Raw genomic sequence first — 19,079 nt, forward strand, 5'->3', positions numbered from 1 at the left:
CGCATCCGAATACGAGACCACCCATGCAGCGCAATCTGATCCGTTCTACCTTCCTGGCCGCGCTCCTTTCAATGGCGGCCATTGTGCACGCATCCGGCAATCACGCCGGGGGCCATGACCACGGCGACGCCGCCATCGGCGAGCCGGGCGACGCCGCGCGCGTCACGCGCACCGTGCGCGTCGACATGGCTGACACCATGCGCTTTACCCCCGCGCAGATCACCGTGCAGCGCGGCGAGACGATCCGCCTCCAGGTCATCAACAGCGGCCGCGTGCGGCACGAGATGACGCTTGGCTCGCCGGCCGACCTGATCGCCCACGCCGAGCAGATGCGCAAACACCCCGAGATGGAGCATGCCGACGCCAACGCCGTCACTGTGGACCCCGGCCAGACCGGCGAGATCGTCTGGCGCTTCACGCAGGCCGGTACGGTCGAGTTTGGTTGCCTACAGCCAGGGCATTTCGAAGCCGGCATGCGCGGCGCTGTACAGGTGCAGCAGGCACGTGTCGGCAAGTCCTGATCGCGCTCTCATTTCTTCTTGCTTACAAGGAGCCCAACATGTTGTTTCGTCATGCCCTGATGCTGGTCGCGCTGCTGGCCGGTGCCCCATTTGCCAACGCCGCGGATGACGCCGCGCCTGCACCGGCTGCTGTTGCGGCAGCCGCACCGCTGTCTGAAGGGGAGGTCAAGAAAGTCGATACTGCCGCCGGCAAGCTGACCATCAAGCACGGCCCGCTGGTCAATCTCGATATGGAGCCGATGACCATGGTCTTCCGCGTTCAGGATCCGGCAATGCTCACCAAGGTGCAGGTCGGCAGCAAGATCCGCTTTACCGCCGAGAAGGTGGGCGGCGCGCTGACGGTGACTGCGCTGGACGTGCAGTAATCGGACGACAAGGAGGCTGGGCCGGTCGGCTGAGATGGCCCAGGCCTCCTGCCCGGTTGCGTGGCTCAAGCCGCCTCTCGAGGTGATTGCCCGGCCACCTGCTGAAAAATGGACGCGCAGCCGGCCCTGCTAAGGTGCGTCGAAGTGTGACGTTATGGCAACAGTTAATGGATCGTGGATTGGGCCCGGTGCTGGCATGGGTGACATTGCCCCAAGAAACAGAAGGCGCCGCAAGAGACTTACGGTAGAGTAACGCCCGCCGCAGATGCGAATGGCGACTGGGGCTGAAACGCTGCCTGATGGGGAGCGCGATCAGTGGCGCGGCGCGTCAGTGGAATATAAAAAGTGGCCCATGTGCCACGTGTAGTCATGCGTGAGTTGGCGACTTCCACTCGAAAAACAACGTCCTGCCATCACACCTGTTGAGGAAGCGCGTCGGCGCGCTTCATCCTTGGGATCCATCTCCGCAATCGCTTGTTTGCTTCATGCCGCATTTCAAATATCGCCTGAGCCGGGTCTCCGCAAAAAAGTTCTGGTACTACTTCTCGAATGCATCGAGTCATTTTCTGGCTCGCGCGACCAAGCACGGAAGAGCTGAGGCGTTTCTGAAAAGAAAAGGCCATCACTGCAGCCGTCAGGATGTACTGGATCGCCTGAATTACTACAACTCCATTTCGGAAACGTTCGGCCCAAGTGGAAATGCAGTTGAGTATTCCAACTTCTTGTTGGAATCCTCAACAAGCACCATTCAGAGCAAAGATCGTAGTATCGGTAGCACGTATTTTTATGATCTGGTTGATCTGATGGACTATTTTGGTCCGGGCTACAACTTCGACTATGACTGCGGAGATGTAACCACCGAGCCGACTGCTCCCGCTTTTGTAAAAAGCCGTCCAATCAAGGACTCTTCGCACAACGGCATTCTTTTGAAGTTGGACGCAATCCGACATTTTTCCTTTGCGCGCGACAATATTGATTTTTCCGACAAAAAATCAATGGCGGTTTTCAGAGGGCCTTGTCATCAGGCGCATCGGCAGGCGTTTGTCGAGCGGTGCCATGACCTGCCGAACGTTGATATCGGTGATATCCGGAAATCCGTGCAGGGGAAGGCAATCTATAGAGCGCCCATGACGATTGCTGAGCAGTTGCAATACAAGTACATCGTCAGCGTTGAAGGGAATGACGTTGCCACCAATCTGAAATGGATCATGTCATCCAATTCGCTGTGCTTCATGCGGCGGCCCCGGTATGAGACGTGGTTTATGGAGGGGAGGCTGATTCCCGATGTTCATTATGTTCTGCTGAAAGATGATTTCTCCGATCTCCAGGAGAAAATGGAGCATTACCAAAAATTCCCGGGAGATGCGCTGAGGATCATTCGCAACGCCAACCAGTGGGTGGCGCAGTTCCTGAACCGCGACCAGGAGCGCCTGCTCGGTTTGATGGTCATCGCGAAGTATTTCCGCCTGTCCGGTCAACAGGCCTTTTGGTAAGGCGCGGCTGGGTCGACGCGTATAACGTTTGATCCAGGGCAGGGTTGGCGTCAGGGTGGATCGGCAGGCAGTGCGGCGGCGCGCTACACTCTTTGTCTTTCGCCGTCTCCGTACGATTCCCTGCCATGACCGCGTCTGTCGACACGCGCACCCCTGCGCCCACTTCCGCGCAATCGCTTTCCCCCGAGCAACAGGCATTTTTCAACGAGCACGGCTACCTCGTCCTGCGTGGTCTGGCCAGTCAGCATGAGTGCGCCACCTTGCTGGCGGCCGCCCAGGATGCGCTGGCGCGCGCCATTCCGCCCGTAGAACTGGAAACCGACGTCGGCTATGCCGGCGCACCCACCTCGCGCGAGGCGGAGGGCGGCCACACCGTGCGCCGCCTGCTCGACGCCGATTCGCGCGGCACGCCCTACACTGAATGGGCACGCGATGCGCGTGTTGCCGGGCCAATCGCACAGTTGATTGGTAGCCCGGTGCACCTCTCGCTTGCGCACCACAATTGCGTGATGACCAAGCATCCGGCCTTCGGCACGGCCACCCATTGGCATCGCGATAGCCGCTATTGGTCGTTCGCGCGCAATGCATTGGTGTCGTCGTGGCTGGCGCTGGTGGAAGAGACCGTCGACAACGGCTGCCTGTGGGTCATCCCCGGTAGCCACATGCTCGAATTGCCCGCCGAGCGTTTCGACGCCAAGCTGTTCCTGCGCCAGGATCTGCCCGAGAACCGGGATCTGATCGACACCGCGCGCCCCGTACCGCTGCTGCCCGGCGACGTGCTGCTCTTCCACTGCAACACCTTCCACGCGGCGCGCGCCAACCAGACCGGCACGGTCAAGTTCTCCGCCGTCTTCACGTACTACGGCCCTGACAACTACCCGCTGCCGGGCACGCGGTCGTCTGCGCGGCCTGATCCACTGGTTGGTTGAGGGGAGCTGGGGGAGCGATCAACGTTTGCTCTCCCCCGTTTGTAGGTGTGCGGCGGACAGATTCGTGTCACGCGTCTTTGCTAAGGTGAACCTCCAACGACGATGAACGGGGGAACACCATGCCGATTCAGGAAGTGACACACGGCGCGCACGTGATCCTGGTTGATTCGCTGCAGCGTGACGACCGCCGCTGGACGGCGCGTTTCCAGGTCTGCCGCGCAGGCCACGTCGTGTGTGACTGGGAGGACGTTGAGATGCCGGAGGGCTTCATCTCCGCGCAACTTGCCGTGAGCGCCAGCGTATTGCTGGCCGAGCACCGCCTCTCCAGCCTGTCGTCGCATTGATCAGAACGCCCGCCATGCAGCGGGCGTTTTTTCATGCACGTTCTTGCGCTTGCCGCGGGTGCCCAATTCCTGGTGTGCCCCATTCATCGCACGCAAGCGACCGTTTGCACCCAGCAGCCTGCACTTCGTCGCACCGTAGGCGACGCCTCCCAGGCCCCTGCCTAGACTGCCTCCTGACTGCCGGAGCCCGATCCGGCCATGCCAACTCAGGAGACTTCCATGACTGCACTGTTCTCGGCACCGCTGATGTCCCGCGCAGGCGCCACCTTGGTGTTGATGCTGGCCGCAGCTGGCGCATCCGCCGCCACGCTCACTGTTGTCGTTGAAGGCGCGCAGGGCCGCCAGGGCGCGGTGCGCGCTGCGATGTTCCGCGATGCCGCCGGCTGGCTCAAGCCCGATACCGCCGTCCGCGCAGACATTGCCGTGCTCGACAGCGTGTCCGGCAACAGCGTCACCTTCGTCTATCCGGATCTGCCGGCGGGGCGCTACGCGCTGTCGGTCTTTCATGACGTCAACAACGACGGCAAGCTCGGCACCAATCCGGCCGGCATTCCCGTCGAGCCCTACGGCTTCAGCCGCGACGCAAAAGGCCGCTTCGGCGCGCCGTCCTTTGACGATGCTGCGATCGACGTACAAGCCGACCAGCGTGTGACCATCCACCTACACTGACATTGAACCGGGGGCTTGCCATGCAACGCCGATCGTTTGTTGGGGCTGCTCTGGCGGCCTTGGGTGCCGCACCGTTTGGGCTGACGCTGCAAGATGTGATGGCGGCCAGCATCGACCCGTGGGCCGCAGGGTTTGCCGCCGCTCGCACGCAGTATCCGTGGCTGGCGGGTTACCAGGGCGCCAGCACGGACATGCCAACCAGCGCGCTCAAGGTGGAGGGCACGTTCCCGCCCGCCCTGCGCGGTGCGTTCTACCGCAATGGCCCCGCGCGGCACGAGATTGGCGGGGTGCGCTACCACCACCTGTTTGACGGCGACGGCATGATCCAGCGCTACGACATCAGTGAACAGGGTGTCACGCATCGCGGCGTGTTCGTGCGCACCGACAAATTCGTCGCCGACACCGCCGCAGGCAAGCCGCTGCGCGCCACGTTCGGAACCGCCAACCCCGACATGGAGCCGGTCACCACGCCCGACAGCATCAATGTGGCCAACACCAGCCTCGTGATGCACGGCGACGAGATGCTCGCGCTGTGGGAGGGCGGTTCGGCCACGCGCGTCGATCCGGATTCGCTGCGCACGCTGGGCGTGCAGACCTGGCGCGATGACTACAAGGGCATGCCGTTCTCCGCCCACCCCAAGGTGGAGCCCGATGGCACGCTGTGGAACTTTGGCGTGAGCAGCGCGGCGGGCTTGCTGACCGTGTACTGCGTGGGCGCGGATGGTGCGCTCAAGCGTGTGCAATCGGTCAAGGTGCCTGACGTGGCGATGGTGCATGACTTTGCCGTGACGCAGCACCATCTGGTGTTCCTGCTGCCGTCGTTCGTCTACGACGTGGAGCGCTCGCGTGAGGGGATGTCGTTTCTCGATGCACATGTGTGGCGCCCCGAGCTGGGCATGCGTGCGCTGGTGCTCGACAAGAACGACGTCACGCGCATGCGCTGGTTGCAACTGCCTGCTGGCTTTGTGTTCCACCTCGGCAATGCGTGGTCGTCACCGGATGGGCAGGAAATCCACCTGGACTACGTACGCTCGGACGACGCCACCATCGTCACCACCACGCTGCGTGAACTGATGCGCGGGCAGATTCGCCCGGCACCCGGCGCGCGCCTGACGCAACTGCATCTGAACTTGCGCACTGGCCGTGCCGAGCAGGTCATCACCGAGCATGTGGCGGAGTTCCCGAAGGTCGATGCGCGCCGCACGGCCTTGCGCCACCGCGCGTTGTTTACCGTGGCCCACACGGCGCCGTCCGGCAATGCGCAGGCGCTGCACGGCTTCGACACGGTCATGCGTTTCGATACGGACTCAGGGCAGGTGCAACAGTACCGCTTCGGGCACCGCGTGATGGTGGAAGAACACGTGTTCGTGCCGGCCTCGGCCAACGCGCGTGAGGGCGAGGGCTGGTTGATCGGCACGGTGTTTGATGTGGATGCCGGCTGCACCAAACTGACCGCGTTCGATGCGCGGAACGTGTCCGCCGGACCGGTGGCCGTGGCAAGCCTGAACGGCGTGGCGCCGCTGGGCCTGCACGGACTATTCCGCGCGGTCTAGCGCAGTAGGTGGATCAAAGCGGGCTGGTGATCAGGCCATAGATCGTGCGCACGCCGCTCACGTAGTTGCCCATGCGCAGGTTCTCGTTGGCGGCATGCTGGTTGTTGTCGGCATTGACCAGGGGGATGATCGCAAACGGCACCTGCAGCACACCCACGATTTCTGCGGTGGGCACCGTCCCGCCCATCATGCGGATGCGGACCGGCACGGGGTTGGTGCCATAGCTGTCGGTCAGCGCCTTGTAGGCCCACTTGCCCACCGCCGAGTCGATCGGCGAGCCGGCGGCGTCTGCACCCTCGGTCTGATACGAGAAGCTGGCGAGCTTGTCGTAGCGGTTGCGTTCTTCGTCCGTCGGCGTGGTCTTCACGAGGTGGTAGCCCTGGCGCACGATGTGGTCTTCGATCAGCTTGCCGAGGTAGGCCGCGCTGGAGTCCGGCGTGGTGCGCAGGTCCAGTTCGGCGACGGCCTTGTCGGGCACGATGTTCGCCACCTTGTCACCCACCGCTGCGGAGGCCATGCCGCGCACGTTCAATGACGGGTACTGCATGGCTTCCTGATAGTTGGCCCCGACCTTGTCTGCGTGGGCAATGCCCAGGCGCCGGTTGAGCGCGGCGTCGTCGTCGGGTACGGCCGCCATGATCTTGCGATCGGCTTCGCTGATCTTGACGTGGTCGTAGTAGCCCGGCACGGTTACCCGGCCCTGGTCGTTCTTCATCGATGCCAGCAGGCTGGCCAGCCGCTGCGCCGGGTTGGGCGCGTAGTTGCCGTAGTGCCCGCTGTGCAACGGCACCTTTCCACCGTAGACGGTGAGCTTGGCTTCAGCAGCGCCGCGGTTGCCGAAGATGAGCGTCGGCAGGTTGCTCGCGTGCATGGGGCCGTCGTGGATCACCATGGCGTCGCAGCGCAGGAGGTCATGGTTGGCCTGCATGATCTTGCTGATCGACGGCGAACCTTTCTCTTCTTCGCTGTCGAGAATCACCTTGACGTTGACTGCCGGCTGGCTGCCGCTGGCCTTCAGTGCGTCGATGGCGGCCAGCATCATCATGATCGGGCCCTTGTCGTCGGCGGACGCGCGGCCGAATACGCGCCATTCCGGGTCGAGCGGGCCGCTGAAGAGCGGCGCCGAATCGATTTCTTCCCAGCCGCCCTGCGCGGTCTTGCGCTTGAGGACGGGCGTCCACGGGCTCTTCTGCGCCCACTGCTCGGGAATCACCGGCTGGCCATCAAGGTGCATGTAGAACAGCACAGTCTTGCGCGCGGCATTGCTGTTGGGGAGTTCGGCATACAGCATCGGCTTGCCGTTGTTCGCCAGCTGCCGCGTCGTGAAGCCACGCTTGCGGAACGCCTGCTCCAGCCAGTCGACGTTCTTGCGGATGTCTGCTGGGGCGATGGCGTCGTTGGGCAGGGACAGCAGGTCGAAGTATTCGCGGTAGGTCGCCTGAGCGTAGCGTTCGGCATCCGCCGTCGAAAGATCGGCGGCGCTGGCCAGGCTGGCGGTGCCGAGCAGCACGGCAGGCAGCCACGCCAGCAGCAGGCGACGCGGGGTTTGGCGGGCGAAAGCTGCGCGGGCGGCGAGCTGAGTGGGCATGGGAAACCTCTACTGGTCAGACAAGGTCGCTGCAGTTTGGACAAGCGCGACCTATTTGACCATCGGAGTTTCCCTAAAGGATGAAGCTCCGCAGCCCGGCGATGCCTTATCGGAACGCCGGCTCGTCGAAGCTGCGCAGCTTGCGCGAGTGCAGCGCTTCGACACCGTTCTCACGCAGCAGGCGTACGGTTTCCATGCCGATGGCCAAGTGCTGGCTCACGCGCTGGCGATAGAACAGGTTGGCCATGCCCCGTAGCTTCAGTTCGCCGTGCAGCGGCTTGTCCGACACGCACAGCAGGGTGCCGTAGGGCACGCGCAGGCGGAAGCCGTTGGCGGCAATCGTGGCGCTTTCCATGTCGATGGCAATCGCGCGCGACTGGTTGAAGCGGCTGTACAGCGCCTGGTACTTCAGCTCCCAGTTGCGGTCGTCGGTGGAGACCACGGTGCCGGTGCGCATGCGCGATTTCATGTCGGCGCCGGACAGCCCGGTGATGCGCGCGACGGATTCCTGCAGCGCCACCTGAATCTCAGCGATGGGCGGCACAGGCACCCACGGCGGCAGGTCCTGGTCGAGTACGTGGTCGTCGCGCACATAGGCGTGGGCGAGCACGTAATCCCCCAGTTGCTGCGAACGGCGCAGGCCGCCGCAGTGGCCGATCATCATCCAGCAGTGCGGACGCAGCACGGCCAGGTGGTCGGTGATGGTCTTGGCGTTGGACGGGCCCACGCCAATGTTGACCAGCGTTACGCCCAGGCGGTCTTCGCGCACCAGATGGTAGGCGGGCATCTGCGGCAGGCCCTTGATGCGGTGCGCGTCATCTGGGGCGGGCGTGCCGAGTTCGTGCACGGTGTCGCCGGGTTCGACAAAGCGGATGTAGCCCTCGTCGTTGCCGTCTTCCATGAGCTTGCGGCCGAGCGCGGCAAACTCATCGACGTAGCGCTGGTAGTTGGTGAACAGCACGAAGCGCTGGAAGTGCTTCGGGTGCGTTGCCGTGTAGTGGTACAGGCGCTGCAGGGCCAGGTCGACGCGCTCGGCGGTGAACATCGACAGCGGTTGCGGCTCGTCGTCGACCGGGCGGTAGGTGCCGTTGGCGATGGAGTCGTCGATCTGCGCGAGGTCGGGCAGCGTGAACGCGCCACCGAGCGCGCGCGCCTGTTCGGGCGTGATGTCCACGGTGGAGGCTTCCACCACGAACGGCAGCGGAATCGGCCGGTTGCTTACGCCCACCACCACGGGGCTGTTGTGATAGTGCAGCAGCCGCTCGATCTGCACGCGGTAGTACTCGCGGAAGAGATCCGGCCGCGTGAGCGTGGTGCCGTAGACGCCCGGATACGCCACCGTGCCCCACGACGGCCGCGCATCGCTCACCAGCGTTTTCGGGTCGACGGTGATACCGAGGTACGGGTAGCAGGCGGAGCCGTCTTCGCTGCAGTCTTCACCGCGCGCGAAGGCGAGGAAGCGATCGCGAATCGTCTGCGCGGAGCGCTCGTAGATGGCGGTGATGCGCTCGACGGCGGTGTTGGCGTCGGTGCAGATCGCCAGGTCGTGCGCGGGATAGAGATGGGCGGTGGCGCGGGTATCGGTCATGTTTCGATGATACCGGCGTTTTGTGAACGCAAGATAGCCACTTACCTACGCAACTGCGCTACGTCACCGCATCTGCAGCGGGGCGGGCCCGCCAGCGCAGGAAGCGCTTCCAGGTCGACATTTCCACCTGCGGCGTGGAGGTTGCACGCCACCAATTGGGCAGTGCCTCAATCCCGCTGCACAGCAGGAAGTACAGCACGGCAACGGCGCCGAACACCTCGGCCGGATACGCCACGGTGCGGCTGTTGACCTGGCCCGCGGCGGTGGACAGCTCCACCACGCCCACGATGTACGCCAGTGACGTGTCCTTGACCGTCGACACCCATTGATTGGCCAGCGACGGCAGCATGATGCGCCACGCCTGCGGCAGCACGATCGTCAGCAGCGCCTGTGTGGGCCGCATGCCCAGCGCCAGCGCCGCATTGCGCTGCCCGGCGCCCACCGCGCGCAGGCCAGCCCCCATGCTCTGTGCGATGTAGGCGGCACCCACGGCGGCCAGGGCGGTGACCACGGTGGCGGTTTCCGGCACGGCCACGCCCAGCGCCATCGGGATCAGGAAGTACGCCCAGAACATCAGCATCAGCACGGGGATGGCGCGCAGCGTTGCCAGCGTGCCGCGCAGTGCGCGTGCCAGCCAGCGCAGGTTCGGCATGGCTTCCAGGCGATCCAGCAACAGCGCACAGCCGACCCCCACCACCGTGGCTGTCACACAGGCCAGCAGCGCCATCCACAAGGTGAGCGCCGCCCCAGACAGCGGCCCGTTCGGATACGGGCCGACCAGCAAATACCGCAGGTGCAGCAGGATGGCCTCTGCCGTCATGCCGCGGCTCCAATCGGCCCAGCCGCCGAAGCGGCCACCCACCCCAATCGGCGCAGCACCAGCGGCGCTGCCCACTGCAGCAGCAGGATCACCACCGCATACAGCACCGTTGCCACGGCAAAGGCCTGGAAGGCGAGCAGCGTATCGGTTTCGACCTGCCGCGCGCTGTAGGAGAGTTCTGCCAGCCCGATGCCCATGGCCAGCGAGGTGTTCTTGATGGTGTTGGCGCATTGCCCCAGCAGCGGCAGCGCCGATACGCGCAGCGCCTGCGGCAGCACCACGCGCAGAAAGGCCGCACGCGGCGTGAAGCCGAGCGACAACGCCGCCTCACGCTGCCCGTGCGGCACCGCCCGGATGCCGGCGCGCAGTTCTTCCGAGAAAAAGGCACCGGCATACAGCGCAATGCCAAATGCCGCCGCCAGGAATTCAAACGACGGCGCCGGCAGCCGCCAGCTACCCAGTGCGATGCCGTTCCAGCCCGTGATGGCGCCGACCACGTTCTCGCCCAGCAACTGCGCGGCCCCGAAATACCAGAAGAACAACTGCACCAGCAGGGGCGTCTTGCGCAGAAAGGCAATCAGCCCGCGCGCGGGCTGGTACAGCCACGGTTGGCCGCTGGCGCGCAGGGCGGTCAGCAGCAGGCCAATCGCCAGGCCGCCGGCGATGGCCGCGGCTGATACCAGCAGCGTCATTCCAAAGCCCTCCAGCATCCAGCCGAGGTAACGCGGCGGCAGGGGCTGGAGGAACGCCGGCAGGCTCAAGCTCACTTGGTGCTGCCGATCACGAAATCACGCGGCAGCGGTGCGGTGCTCTTCGGGCCAAACCAGCGGTCATAGATGCGGGCGGCGGTGCCGTCCTTTTCCAGGCCCTGCAGGATCTGGTCGACCGAGGCGGTGAGTTGCGCCTCGCCCTTGGGCACGCCCACGCCCATGTATTCACGCGTCAGCACGAACGGCGAGATTTCCAGCTCGCTGCGATTGGGCAGCGTGGCCAGCAGCGCGCCAAGCTTGGCGCCATCCTGCGCGAACGCCTGGATGGCACCGCTGCGCAGCGCCGTCAGTGCCAGCGGGGAGTCGTCATAGGCAATCACGCGCGCGTTGGGATAGCCGTCGCGCAGCGTGGTCTCCTGCGTGGTGCCCTTGTCCACGCCCAGGCGGATGCCATCCTTCTTCAGGTCATCCGGCTGCTTGAGGAAGCCCTTCTTGGCAATGAACTGCAGGCCGCTCGCAAAGTACGGCGTGCTGAAGTCGATCTGCTTCTTGCGCTCGTCGGTAATCGTGAAGTTGGCGGCAATCAGGTCGACCTTGCCCGAGGTCAGCAGCGGCACGCGGTTGGCCGGGTTGGTGGCGCGTAGCTCCAGCTTCACGCCCAGCTTCTTGGCGATTTCCTGTGCGTAGTCGACATCCAGGCCGACCGGCTGGCCGGTCTTGGCATCGGCATAACCGAATGGCGGGTTGGCGTCGAATACGCCCACGCGCAGCACGCCGGCCTTCTTGATGTCGTCCAGACGATCGGCCCGGGCCGCCGGCGCGTGCAGCACCGCCACCGCCAGCGCTGCCCCGATGACCACGCCCACCGCCTGACGCGCAGCGCGTGCCAACCCCTGCAACGAAAAACGCCCCGAAAATTCTGCTTGCATGACGACCCCCTGAAGATTTTGAGGGGCCCAGCGTAAGGTGGATGCTGCACCGCGCAAACGAATTCGTTGGCAGATCGATATGCGTGCTGCCCTGTTGTGGGGCAAGCGGCCCCGCATGGTGCTTCAGTTTTTACATTTACCGCCGATAGCGCTTGACAGGTGATCGAGCGTGCACCGGGCATTCACCCATCGCAGCGGCGCAGCCGATACACTGGCAAAAAAGAAAAACAGGCACAAACAGACGGGGGAAGTACAACGTGAACCAACCGGCTGGCGACAACCTCCGCCGGCATTCTCTCGGGCATTGTGGACACCGGGAGCGCGGATCATGCTGATCGCCGCGCTGGCCTGTGCTGCCCTTGTTTCCATTGCGTTGATCGGCCTGTCATGGCCGCGCCGCGACGACGCAGAAGTCTCCGCCTTCATGCTGCTGGCGCTGGGCACCGCCTTGTGGAGCGGTGCGCGGCTCATGGAGGTGGTCACCTTCGACATGCCCGTGCGCGTGGGCTGGGCCAAGGTGGCCTACCTCGGGATCATGATGGTGCCGGCCGCCTGGCTGCGCCTGGTGCTTGGCCTCACGCGGCCCGAGCTGAATGCGTTGCCGGTGGTGCGCGCGGGCTGGGTGGCCGCGCTGCTCGTGGCCGCGTCCTTCCTGGGGCTGGTTGCCACCAATGAACTGCATCACCTGGTCTGGCTCGACGCGCGCTTTGTCGCCATTGACGGCGTGCAGCGGGCGGTCTTTGAGCATGGGCCAATATTCTGGGTTGGCACCGCTTACAACTACGTGCTGCTGGCGATGAGCCTGGTGCTGCTGACGCTGCCCGCCAGCGAAGCCGTCAACGTGCTGTATGCCCACGCCGCCACGCGTACGCAGGTGCGGCTGGCACTTGTGGGCGGGCAATTGCTGCCGCTGGTGGCACATCTGGCCTATCTGCAACGCTGGACCACGGCCCTGGGTGGTGACCTCACACCCGCCACTTTCGCCATCAGCACCGCGCTGCTCGGCTGGGTCGTCTTGCGCCCGCGCCTGCGCGATACCGCCGCCTACGCGCGCGGCAAGATCATCGAAGCCATGCGCGATGGCTGCATCGTATTGGCGCGTGATGGAACCATCGCCAGCATCAACGCCGCCGCGCGCTACCTGTTGCCTACCGCGCGGCTGCACGCATTGCCGCCCGACGTGCTGAACGTGCCGGGCATCTTGCGCGAGTTTGAGCGCACGCGGCTGCCCAATCGCCACCAGGTCTGGCTGCACGACACGGGCCGCACGCTGGAGATCACGCTCGAAGGATTGATCGATGCGCGTGGCAGGCATACCGGCGTGTTCCTGCTGTTGCGCGACGTGACGGTGGAACAGTTGCAGCGTGCCGGCATGGCCAGTGCGCAAGATGCGCTGCGCGGCGAGTTGCAACGTACGCAGGCCAAGCTCAGCCTGCTGGAGAACGACGTCAACCGTGACCCGCTCACGCACCTGTTCAACCGTCGCTTTTTTGAGACCCAGGCACCGCGCCTGCTTGACCACGCGCGCCGCGACAGTCGCCCCGTCACGCTTGCGCTGTTCGACATCGATTGCTTCAAGCAATACAACGACACCTACGGTCACCTGCAGGGCGACGACTGCCTGCGCATGGTGGCCGACACGCTCGGCATGGCCTGCCGCCATCCCGATGATTTCATCGCCCGCGTGGGCGGCGAGGAATTCATCGCCATGCTGTTCGACCTTAGCCTGGACGATGCGCGCGGTGCCGTGGCGCGCGTGGTGGCCACGGTGGCCGAGCGGGCGCGTCCGCATGCGGCTTCCATCGTGGCGCCGTACGTGACGCTGTCAGCTGGCGCGGTGACAGTGACGCCAAATGGCGAACGCCTGGACGTGCTGTTCGAGCACGCGGATACGGCGCTCTACGAGGCCAAGCGCAACGGGCGGAATACGTTCCGTTTTCATCATGCTGCGTTGGGGTTGCGCAGTGTTGTGGGTGGGGAATGAGTCGGCAGCTGTAGTCAGGTTCAGATTGACGGTGCTTTGGGAAACCGCATAGAAAACAGCGCGTATTCCCCCACCACAGATTCGCATTGAATGCCGCCGTCAAATGCCTGCATTACGCGTCGGCAAAATGTGAGCCCAATGCCTGAGCCCTTGCCATGCCGCTTGGTGGAGAAGAAGGGATCGAAGATGCGGCGTTGGATCGTGGGCGGAATACCTGTCGCGCTGTCGCGCACCTCCAGCACGTAGCTGTCTTCCGTTTGCCGGCACGCAATCTCAATATGTCCTTTGCGCGCGATCTGGATGGCGTGCAGCGCGTTTTTCAGAAGATTGAACAGCACGTAGATCAGCAGGGTATTGGAGCCGATGAAACGCCAGTCCGCGTTGAAATCGTGGACTTCCACGCGTTCTCTTTCTCCCGACTGAAATGGGTACTGGGCCAGCGCAACGTCGACGCATTCGCGTAGCGAATGGCGGGCGAAGTTGCGGCGGTCCAGTTGCTCCAGCGTGACGGAAGCCAGCGCCATGTCGATCACACCATGTGCCGAAGCGACTTCGGAAGAGATGGTTCCCGCCAGCTTGGACACGCGCTCGAGCACGCCCGGATGAGGCGGCGGCTGATACAGGCCATGTTCGACCGCGAGCTGGTATCCGTGGAAGAGTTCGGGCCATGCCCGTGCGATTTCCGCGGCCTGCAGGCGGATAGTCGTCAGGGGTGTGCGTACTTCGTGCGCGACGGTGGCCGCGAGCGCGTAGGGCCGCATCAGGTCAAACATGATGATGCCGACCGCGATGGTGCCAGGGGCAATGGCCAGCGGTAGTACACCGGGCGGGTAGATCGCCACGCCGTAGTTTGTGACGTAGTCCACCGCCGACAGAGAAATCAGCCCGATGCCAAACAGGCAAGTCCGCAACCGTTTGCGTTTTTCGGCTGTGGCATGTTGTTGGCCCACATACAGCAGCCACATGCTGCGCGATACCAGCGCCAGCGTCTGGGCGATATGCACCGCCTCCAGTGGGCCAGCTTTGGGATAGAAGCCGAAGTGGAAATGCTGCACGCCGGTGATGACCAGATCGCTGCTGAGCAGGAACACAATGAGCACGGCATCCAATGCGTACGACGTGATCAGCCAGCGTTGCTGCTCCGGGTATTCCGCCACTTCTGTTGCAAAGTGGTAGAGCGTGGTGGGCAGCACAAGAATCGCCACCCAGCCCGCTTTGGCCAGCATCTGTGCGGTACCGATGTCGCTCGCCTGAAACAGAAAGGCCCACAGCCCCTGCCATACGCTGATAAGAACGGTCAGGCAGAAAAATACCCGGCCTGCGCGCGTTCGCCATCGCGTCGTAAGCACGTGGATGCCGCAGAGCAGGAAGAGGGACGAAACAAAGATCGGTAACAGCGCGTACATGGAATGTGAGGCCGGTCAGGGGCGATATTCACGACGCAAAATGTCGACGGTTCTCAAAAGTAACGATTGCTGCAGGGTTTGCGAGCGTTCAGGAGCCGTGTGTTTTAAGCAATGCGATTTGGAATGGGCTGCATAGCTGCCGTGCGCCGTGTGGTACATCGAAACAGAAATAGAGCGTATCGCGTGGGGTAGTCAATTTGCCTGTTACAAAGCTTAACGAGCGTCGCAAGAATGGGAGTGTGCGCGGGTTTCCGCGCATGCGCGGCTGCCGCCTGCAGCCAATCCATTCACGGAGCACACAATGCCGACAGGCCAATCCATTGACGCAGTGATTGATCAGTACCTGCGCAGCGCAGATCTTTCCGCCCCATTTTCTGCACACCAGACTTTCCACCATGCGTTCGATGTGTATTTGAAAGATTCCAACGCTTTTGCCAACACCTATTTCTCTCGCTATTTCGAATGGCAGGGTGTGGCGCGTGAGCGGTGGTTTTATGAGTGCATTGATGCAAACCTGGTGGGCGGCAATCTGATCTTCATCACAAAGCGGGCGCATCAGGAGTTTGTGCAGGAAACGTTTCCGTTCCAGCGGGTCGACTGCTATCTGAATACGTTCCGTGTTCGGTCCTGCTCGGCGTATCTGGTGTTCCGCTTCATGTCCGGCGGTCGACTGGTGTCGCTGGGGTATCAGCAGATTGTCATTGCGAGCACGGATCGCAACATCCAACGCATACCGGCGCACATCATGCAGCGCGCCAAGCAGTATGAGTTGATGGAGCCTGCGCAGATGGCTGCATAACGGCGTGGCGTAAAGCCTTGCTAAATCGTTGAGGGTTGGGGAAACCGCATGGAGAACAGCGTGTATTCCCCAACTACCGACTCGCATTGAATGCGGCCACCGAACGCATGCATGACGCGGCGACAGAACATCAGGCCCACGCCGGCCCCCTTGCCGTGATGCTTGGTGGAAAAGAACGGATCGAAGATGCGGCGAAGCACCTTCGGCGGAATGCCGGTCGCGTCGTCACGCACTTCCAGCACATAGGCATCGCCCTCACGCCGGGCGGAAATCTCGATCTGCCCCTTTCGGGCGATCTGGATGGCGTGCAAGGCGTTCTTGATGAGATTGAACAGCACATACATCAGCAACGTATCTGACCCGACGAAATGCCAGCCGGCGTCGAACTCGCGGACGCGTACCCGCTCACGCTCGCCTGGTTGAAATGGGTACTGCGAGACGGCCATGGCAACGCAGTCGTGCAGCGAATGCGCGCAGAACGTGCGCTTGTCGAGGCGCTCCAGCGTGACCGAGGCCAACGCCATTTCAATGATGCTGTGCGCGCTGGCAACTTCTGCGCTGATTGCACCGGCCAGTTTGGACACGCGCTCAAGCATGGCAGGCGAAAGTGGTTCGCGGTCGTTGCACAGTCCGTTGTCGACGGCCAACTGGTAGCCACGAAACAGATCAGGCCATGCGCGCGCGATCTCGCTTGCCTGCAGTCGGATGGTCGCGAGCGGTGTGCGGACTTCGTGGGCTACCGTGGCGGCCAGTGCGTACGGATGCATCAGGTCGAATTTCACGACGCCCACCGCGATGATGCCCAGGCTGGCGGCAATGAAGATCACACCGGGTGGATAGAGCGCGGCACCGTAGTTGACCGCGTAGTCTGCAGCGGAGAGGCTATAGAGCCCCAGGCCGAACAGGCAGACCCACAAGCGTTTGCGCTTTTCTGCCGTGGCATGTTGTTGGGCGGTATAGAGCAGCCACGCGCTGCGCAGCGCCAACACCACTGTTTGGGCGACATGAACGGCTTCCAGCGGGCCGGCCTTCGGATAGAACCCGAACGAAAAATGCCAGACGCCGGCGATCACCCAATGAGTGCCCAACAGCAGCGCGATCAGTACGGCATCAAGCGTGTACGAGGCGACGATCCAGCGGCGTTCTTCCACCCGCTCGGAAATTTCCGCCATGAAGTGATAGAACGCCGTCGGAACAATCAGAATGGCGACCCAGCCGAGCTTGGCCAGGAGATGTGCCACGTCGGCATCAGTGGTCTGGAACAGGAACGCCCACAGTCCCTGCCAGAGGCTGGTAAGCGCGGTCATGCTGAAGAACGCCAGGCTGGCGCGCGTCCGACCGCGTGTGCTCAGCACATACACGCCGTAGAACAGGAACAGCGACGAGACGAAAGCGGGAAGGAGGGCGTACATGTTGGCCGGAAGCCGGCGTAATGCACCGGGCACCACTACCGACACGGGCTGTCGGCGACCCTCAAGAGTACTGTCTTTCTCCGCCCTCGCGCACGGGTTCCGATGTCACATCTTTTTCATTCTGGCTTAAACGAAATCCTAAGAAGGGCGCCCTGCAAGGACCCCCCTCCAACGGATGGAACAAAACGTACTAGACCGCTTCGACCATCATCGCGTCGATGGCAAACGAATGGTCCGGTGCCACGGCAAAGTACTGGCGGGCTTCGTCGGCGGCGCGGTCGAACAGGTCGCGGATGGCATCGGCGCGCACTTGCGGTGTGCGGATGCGGCCAATCCAGGAGTCAAAGGACATCGTCAGCTTCCAGGTGCGCTGCGCGCCCGCCTGGAAGCCTGCTTCGGCCAACATGGCCTGCCATTCGGAGACACGGTAGTCGCGCACGTGTGACGCATCGCGCAGCACCTCGGCGGTTTGCAGTAGCGTGTCGAGCAGCGGGGTTTCCGGCGCAACGATGTCGACGATGACGAGCTTGCCGCCGGGTTTGAGCACGCGGCGCGCCTCGGCCAACCCTGCGCGTACGTCGTACCAGTGGTGCGCGGAGAAGCGCGTGGCGACGATGTCGAATGCGCTGTCGTCGAAAGGCAGGGTTTCTGCGCGGGCCGCTTGCGTATGCAGTTGCTTGAGGCCGCGCTTGGCAGCCTCAGCGGCCACCACGGCCAGCATGTCTTCCGACAGGTCGACGGCGACCAGGGCCGCCACATGCGGCGCCATGGCAAAGCTCACATGCCCGCCACCGCAGCCGAGGTCGAGCACCTTGGCGTGCGGCATCGACTGCGCCAGCGCGGCCAGCGCTTCCAGGTCGGCGCCCTGGGCATGTACGGCACTGGTCAGATAGGCCTGGGCCACCTGGCCGAATTGCTGGTCGACGAGTCGATGCTGCTGCATGGCTGCTCCGGTGTTCTTGTGAGGACGTGGAGCGGCCAGTGTAGAAGCGTGGCCCGTGCAGCGAAATTCGCGATTGGCGAAATGGGGTATCGCGCGAGCCGCTTTAGACGAAGCGGAACAGCTTCGCGGGCGTGTCGACCAGCACCTGCTTGCGATCTGCCGCGTCCGGCAACAGCACGTCAACAAAGGCCCACATCTTGTCGTAGGTGATGCGCGATTCGAATTGCGTGTGCGGCCAGTCGCTGCCCCAGACCAGGCGATCCAGGCCCAGCGAATCCTTGAGGCGCGGCATGGCGGCCACGGCGATGGCTTCACCGCGGCCATTGTCGCCATTGCGGTAGGCACCCGAAATTTTCACCCACACGCGGCGCGTGCGGCCGGCGGCGAGCAGCGCGCCAAAGCCAGGGTCGTCCACGCCCAGGGTGGGGTCGGGGCGGCCGAAGTGGTCGACCACCACGTTCACCTGGGCTTCTAGCAGCGGCGGCAGCAAGGTGGGCAGGCGGCGGGCTTCCACATGGAGCTCGACATGCCAGTCGAGTGCATGCAGATGCGCCAACGCGGCTTGCCATACGGGCGATTTCAACTGCGGGTCCGGTGCGCCGATCAGGTTCAGGCGGATGCCGACGATGCCCTCGGTGCCCATCTGCGCGAGCAGGGTTTCGGGCGCGGTCGGGTCGATGACGGCCACGCCGCGCAGGCGCTGCGGTGCCTGTTTGAGTGCGGCCAGCAGATAGCTGTTGTCGGTGCCCAGAAAGCTCGGCTGGATCAGCACGCCGTTCGACAGGCCATGCGCGTCGAGCTGCGCGAGGTAGGCAGACAGCGGTGCGTCATAGCCCGGCGCATAGCGGCGCGCATTGGCCAGCGGCAAGCCGCGCTCGAACACGTGCGCGTGGGTATCGATGCCGGTAATGCGTGCGGTGCTTTCACGCGCGCTGTTGGTGGCGCACCCGGCAAGAGCAGTGGAACCTAGCATGGCAAGCAACCCGGTGTTGAAGGCACGGCGTGTGGGCATGGGGTCTCCCGATG

Annotated in this window: 18 protein-coding genes; 9 read left to right on the top strand and 9 right to left on the bottom strand. The window is 63.6% G+C overall.

Translation table 11 applies throughout. The features are described 5' to 3' along the window. Nucleotides 1–23 precede the first annotated feature (23 nt). From V6657_RS21355 to V6657_RS21385, 7 genes are all read left to right on the top strand, one after another. Entirely contained in the window at nucleotides 24–521 is a 498-nt protein-coding gene (locus tag V6657_RS21355) for a cupredoxin family protein (RefSeq protein ID WP_048933748.1), read from the top strand. Nucleotides 522–562: 41 nt separating this feature from the next. Beyond that, nucleotides 563–886 (top strand): copper-binding protein, encoded by a 324-nt coding sequence (locus V6657_RS21360; RefSeq protein WP_048933857.1) that lies wholly within the window; start codon nucleotides 563–565, stop codon nucleotides 884–886. Nucleotides 887–1,371: 485 nt separating this feature from the next. Then, nucleotides 1,372–2,379 (top strand): glycosyl transferase family 90, encoded by a 1,008-nt coding sequence (locus tag V6657_RS21365; RefSeq protein WP_082170191.1) that lies wholly within the window; start codon nucleotides 1,372–1,374, stop codon nucleotides 2,377–2,379. 125 nt (nucleotides 2,380–2,504) lie between these two features. Further along, nucleotides 2,505–3,308, top strand: a complete 804-nt coding sequence (locus tag V6657_RS21370; RefSeq protein ID WP_048933746.1) for a phytanoyl-CoA dioxygenase family protein — start codon at nucleotides 2,505–2,507, stop codon at nucleotides 3,306–3,308. 119 nt (nucleotides 3,309–3,427) lie between these two features. Further along, a complete protein-coding gene (locus V6657_RS21375) occupies nucleotides 3,428–3,652 on the top strand; it encodes a hypothetical protein (RefSeq protein WP_048933745.1) in 225 nt (74 codons plus the stop codon). A gap of 219 nt (nucleotides 3,653–3,871) precedes the next feature. After that, on the top strand, nucleotides 3,872–4,321 hold the full coding sequence (locus V6657_RS21380) for a DUF2141 domain-containing protein (RefSeq protein ID WP_048933744.1): 450 nt from the start codon (nucleotides 3,872–3,874) through the stop codon (nucleotides 4,319–4,321). Between the two features lie 20 nt (nucleotides 4,322–4,341). Then, nucleotides 4,342–5,874: a carotenoid oxygenase family protein gene (locus V6657_RS21385; RefSeq protein WP_048933743.1), complete on the top strand. Its 1,533-nt coding sequence runs from the start codon at nucleotides 4,342–4,344 to the stop codon at nucleotides 5,872–5,874. Nucleotides 5,875–5,887: 13 nt separating this feature from the next. Here the strand turns inward: V6657_RS21385 and V6657_RS21390 are convergent, their stop codons facing one another. From V6657_RS21390 to V6657_RS21410, 5 genes are all read right to left on the bottom strand, one after another. Next, nucleotides 5,888–7,462 carry a M20/M25/M40 family metallo-hydrolase gene (locus tag V6657_RS21390; RefSeq protein ID WP_082170190.1) on the bottom strand — a complete coding sequence of 525 codons (1,575 nt, stop codon included), beginning with the start codon at nucleotides 7,460–7,462 and terminating at the stop codon, nucleotides 5,888–5,890. Between the two features lie 106 nt (nucleotides 7,463–7,568). Beyond that, the gene (locus V6657_RS21395) at nucleotides 7,569–9,050 is read right to left on the bottom strand and encodes an AMP nucleosidase (protein WP_048933742.1); all 1,482 of its coding nucleotides are present in this window, start codon (nucleotides 9,048–9,050) and stop codon (nucleotides 7,569–7,571) included. Nucleotides 9,051–9,108: 58 nt separating this feature from the next. Then, nucleotides 9,109–9,870 carry an amino acid ABC transporter permease gene (locus V6657_RS21400; RefSeq protein WP_048933741.1) on the bottom strand — a complete coding sequence of 254 codons (762 nt, stop codon included), beginning with the start codon at nucleotides 9,868–9,870 and terminating at the stop codon, nucleotides 9,109–9,111. Beyond that, nucleotides 9,867–10,580: an amino acid ABC transporter permease gene (locus V6657_RS21405; RefSeq protein ID WP_082170205.1), complete on the bottom strand. Its 714-nt coding sequence runs from the start codon at nucleotides 10,578–10,580 to the stop codon at nucleotides 9,867–9,869. Before V6657_RS21405 ends, V6657_RS21400 begins: the two co-directional genes overlap by 4 nt. Nucleotides 10,581–10,633: 53 nt before the next feature. Then, nucleotides 10,634–11,509: an ABC transporter substrate-binding protein gene (locus tag V6657_RS21410; RefSeq protein WP_082170189.1), complete on the bottom strand. Its 876-nt coding sequence runs from the start codon at nucleotides 11,507–11,509 to the stop codon at nucleotides 10,634–10,636. A 328-nt stretch (nucleotides 11,510–11,837) separates the two neighbouring features. Here V6657_RS21410 and V6657_RS21415 point away from each other — a divergent pair, with 328 nt between their 5' ends. After that, nucleotides 11,838–13,493 (top strand): diguanylate cyclase, encoded by a 1,656-nt coding sequence (locus tag V6657_RS21415; RefSeq protein ID WP_048933740.1) that lies wholly within the window; start codon nucleotides 11,838–11,840, stop codon nucleotides 13,491–13,493. 20 nt (nucleotides 13,494–13,513) lie between these two features. Here the strand turns inward: V6657_RS21415 and V6657_RS21420 are convergent, their stop codons facing one another. Next, on the bottom strand, nucleotides 13,514–14,899 hold the full coding sequence (locus V6657_RS21420) for a sensor histidine kinase (RefSeq protein WP_048933739.1): 1,386 nt from the start codon (nucleotides 14,897–14,899) through the stop codon (nucleotides 13,514–13,516). A gap of 301 nt (nucleotides 14,900–15,200) precedes the next feature. Between V6657_RS21420 and V6657_RS21425 the strand changes: the two genes are divergently transcribed. After that, on the top strand, nucleotides 15,201–15,698 hold the full coding sequence (locus tag V6657_RS21425) for a thioesterase family protein (RefSeq protein WP_048933738.1): 498 nt from the start codon (nucleotides 15,201–15,203) through the stop codon (nucleotides 15,696–15,698). Between the two features lie 20 nt (nucleotides 15,699–15,718). Here the strand turns inward: V6657_RS21425 and V6657_RS21430 are convergent, their stop codons facing one another. The 3 genes from V6657_RS21430 to V6657_RS21440 form a co-directional block, all read right to left on the bottom strand. Continuing rightward, nucleotides 15,719–17,110 (bottom strand): sensor histidine kinase, encoded by a 1,392-nt coding sequence (locus V6657_RS21430; RefSeq protein ID WP_048933737.1) that lies wholly within the window; start codon nucleotides 17,108–17,110, stop codon nucleotides 15,719–15,721. Nucleotides 17,111–17,300: 190 nt separating this feature from the next. Next, nucleotides 17,301–18,053, bottom strand: a complete 753-nt coding sequence (locus tag V6657_RS21435; RefSeq protein WP_048933736.1) for a class I SAM-dependent methyltransferase — start codon at nucleotides 18,051–18,053, stop codon at nucleotides 17,301–17,303. A 103-nt stretch (nucleotides 18,054–18,156) separates the two neighbouring features. Continuing rightward, nucleotides 18,157–19,065: an amidohydrolase family protein gene (locus V6657_RS21440; RefSeq protein ID WP_137884676.1), complete on the bottom strand. Its 909-nt coding sequence runs from the start codon at nucleotides 19,063–19,065 to the stop codon at nucleotides 18,157–18,159. Between the last annotated feature and the right edge of the window lie 14 nt (nucleotides 19,066–19,079).

The organism is Ralstonia sp. RRA, from assembly GCF_037023145.1.
GTDB lineage: Bacteria > Pseudomonadota > Gammaproteobacteria > Burkholderiales > Burkholderiaceae > Ralstonia.

Excerpts from the sequence above, each read along its gene's own strand:
- V6657_RS21390 (WP_082170190.1), bottom strand. The coding sequence starts at position 7,462 with ATGCCCACTCAGCTCGCCGCCCGCGCAGCTTTCGCCCGCCAAACCCCG.
- V6657_RS21410 (WP_082170189.1), bottom strand. The coding sequence starts at position 11,509 with ATGCAAGCAGAATTTTCGGGGCGTTTTTCGTTGCAGGGGTTGGCACGC.
- V6657_RS21435 (WP_048933736.1), bottom strand. The coding sequence starts at position 18,053 with ATGCAGCAGCATCGACTCGTCGACCAGCAATTCGGCCAGGTGGCCCAG.
- V6657_RS21395 (WP_048933742.1), bottom strand. The coding sequence starts at position 9,050 with ATGACCGATACCCGCGCCACCGCCCATCTCTATCCCGCGCACGACCTG.
- V6657_RS21430 (WP_048933737.1), bottom strand. The coding sequence starts at position 17,110 with ATGTACGCCCTCCTTCCCGCTTTCGTCTCGTCGCTGTTCCTGTTCTAC.
- V6657_RS21365 (WP_082170191.1), top strand. The coding sequence starts at position 1,372 with ATGCCGCATTTCAAATATCGCCTGAGCCGGGTCTCCGCAAAAAAGTTC.
- V6657_RS21370 (WP_048933746.1), top strand. The coding sequence starts at position 2,505 with ATGACCGCGTCTGTCGACACGCGCACCCCTGCGCCCACTTCCGCGCAA.
- V6657_RS21385 (WP_048933743.1), top strand. The coding sequence starts at position 4,342 with ATGCAACGCCGATCGTTTGTTGGGGCTGCTCTGGCGGCCTTGGGTGCC.
- V6657_RS21400 (WP_048933741.1), bottom strand. The coding sequence starts at position 9,870 with ATGACGGCAGAGGCCATCCTGCTGCACCTGCGGTATTTGCTGGTCGGC.
- V6657_RS21405 (WP_082170205.1), bottom strand. The coding sequence starts at position 10,580 with ATGCTGGAGGGCTTTGGAATGACGCTGCTGGTATCAGCCGCGGCCATC.
- V6657_RS21425 (WP_048933738.1), top strand. The coding sequence starts at position 15,201 with ATGCCGACAGGCCAATCCATTGACGCAGTGATTGATCAGTACCTGCGC.
- V6657_RS21440 (WP_137884676.1), bottom strand. The coding sequence starts at position 19,065 with ATGCCCACACGCCGTGCCTTCAACACCGGGTTGCTTGCCATGCTAGGT.
- V6657_RS21380 (WP_048933744.1), top strand. The coding sequence starts at position 3,872 with ATGACTGCACTGTTCTCGGCACCGCTGATGTCCCGCGCAGGCGCCACC.
- V6657_RS21415 (WP_048933740.1), top strand. The coding sequence starts at position 11,838 with ATGCTGATCGCCGCGCTGGCCTGTGCTGCCCTTGTTTCCATTGCGTTG.
- V6657_RS21355 (WP_048933748.1), top strand. The coding sequence starts at position 24 with ATGCAGCGCAATCTGATCCGTTCTACCTTCCTGGCCGCGCTCCTTTCA.
- V6657_RS21420 (WP_048933739.1), bottom strand. The coding sequence starts at position 14,899 with ATGTACGCGCTGTTACCGATCTTTGTTTCGTCCCTCTTCCTGCTCTGC.
- V6657_RS21375 (WP_048933745.1), top strand. The coding sequence starts at position 3,428 with ATGCCGATTCAGGAAGTGACACACGGCGCGCACGTGATCCTGGTTGAT.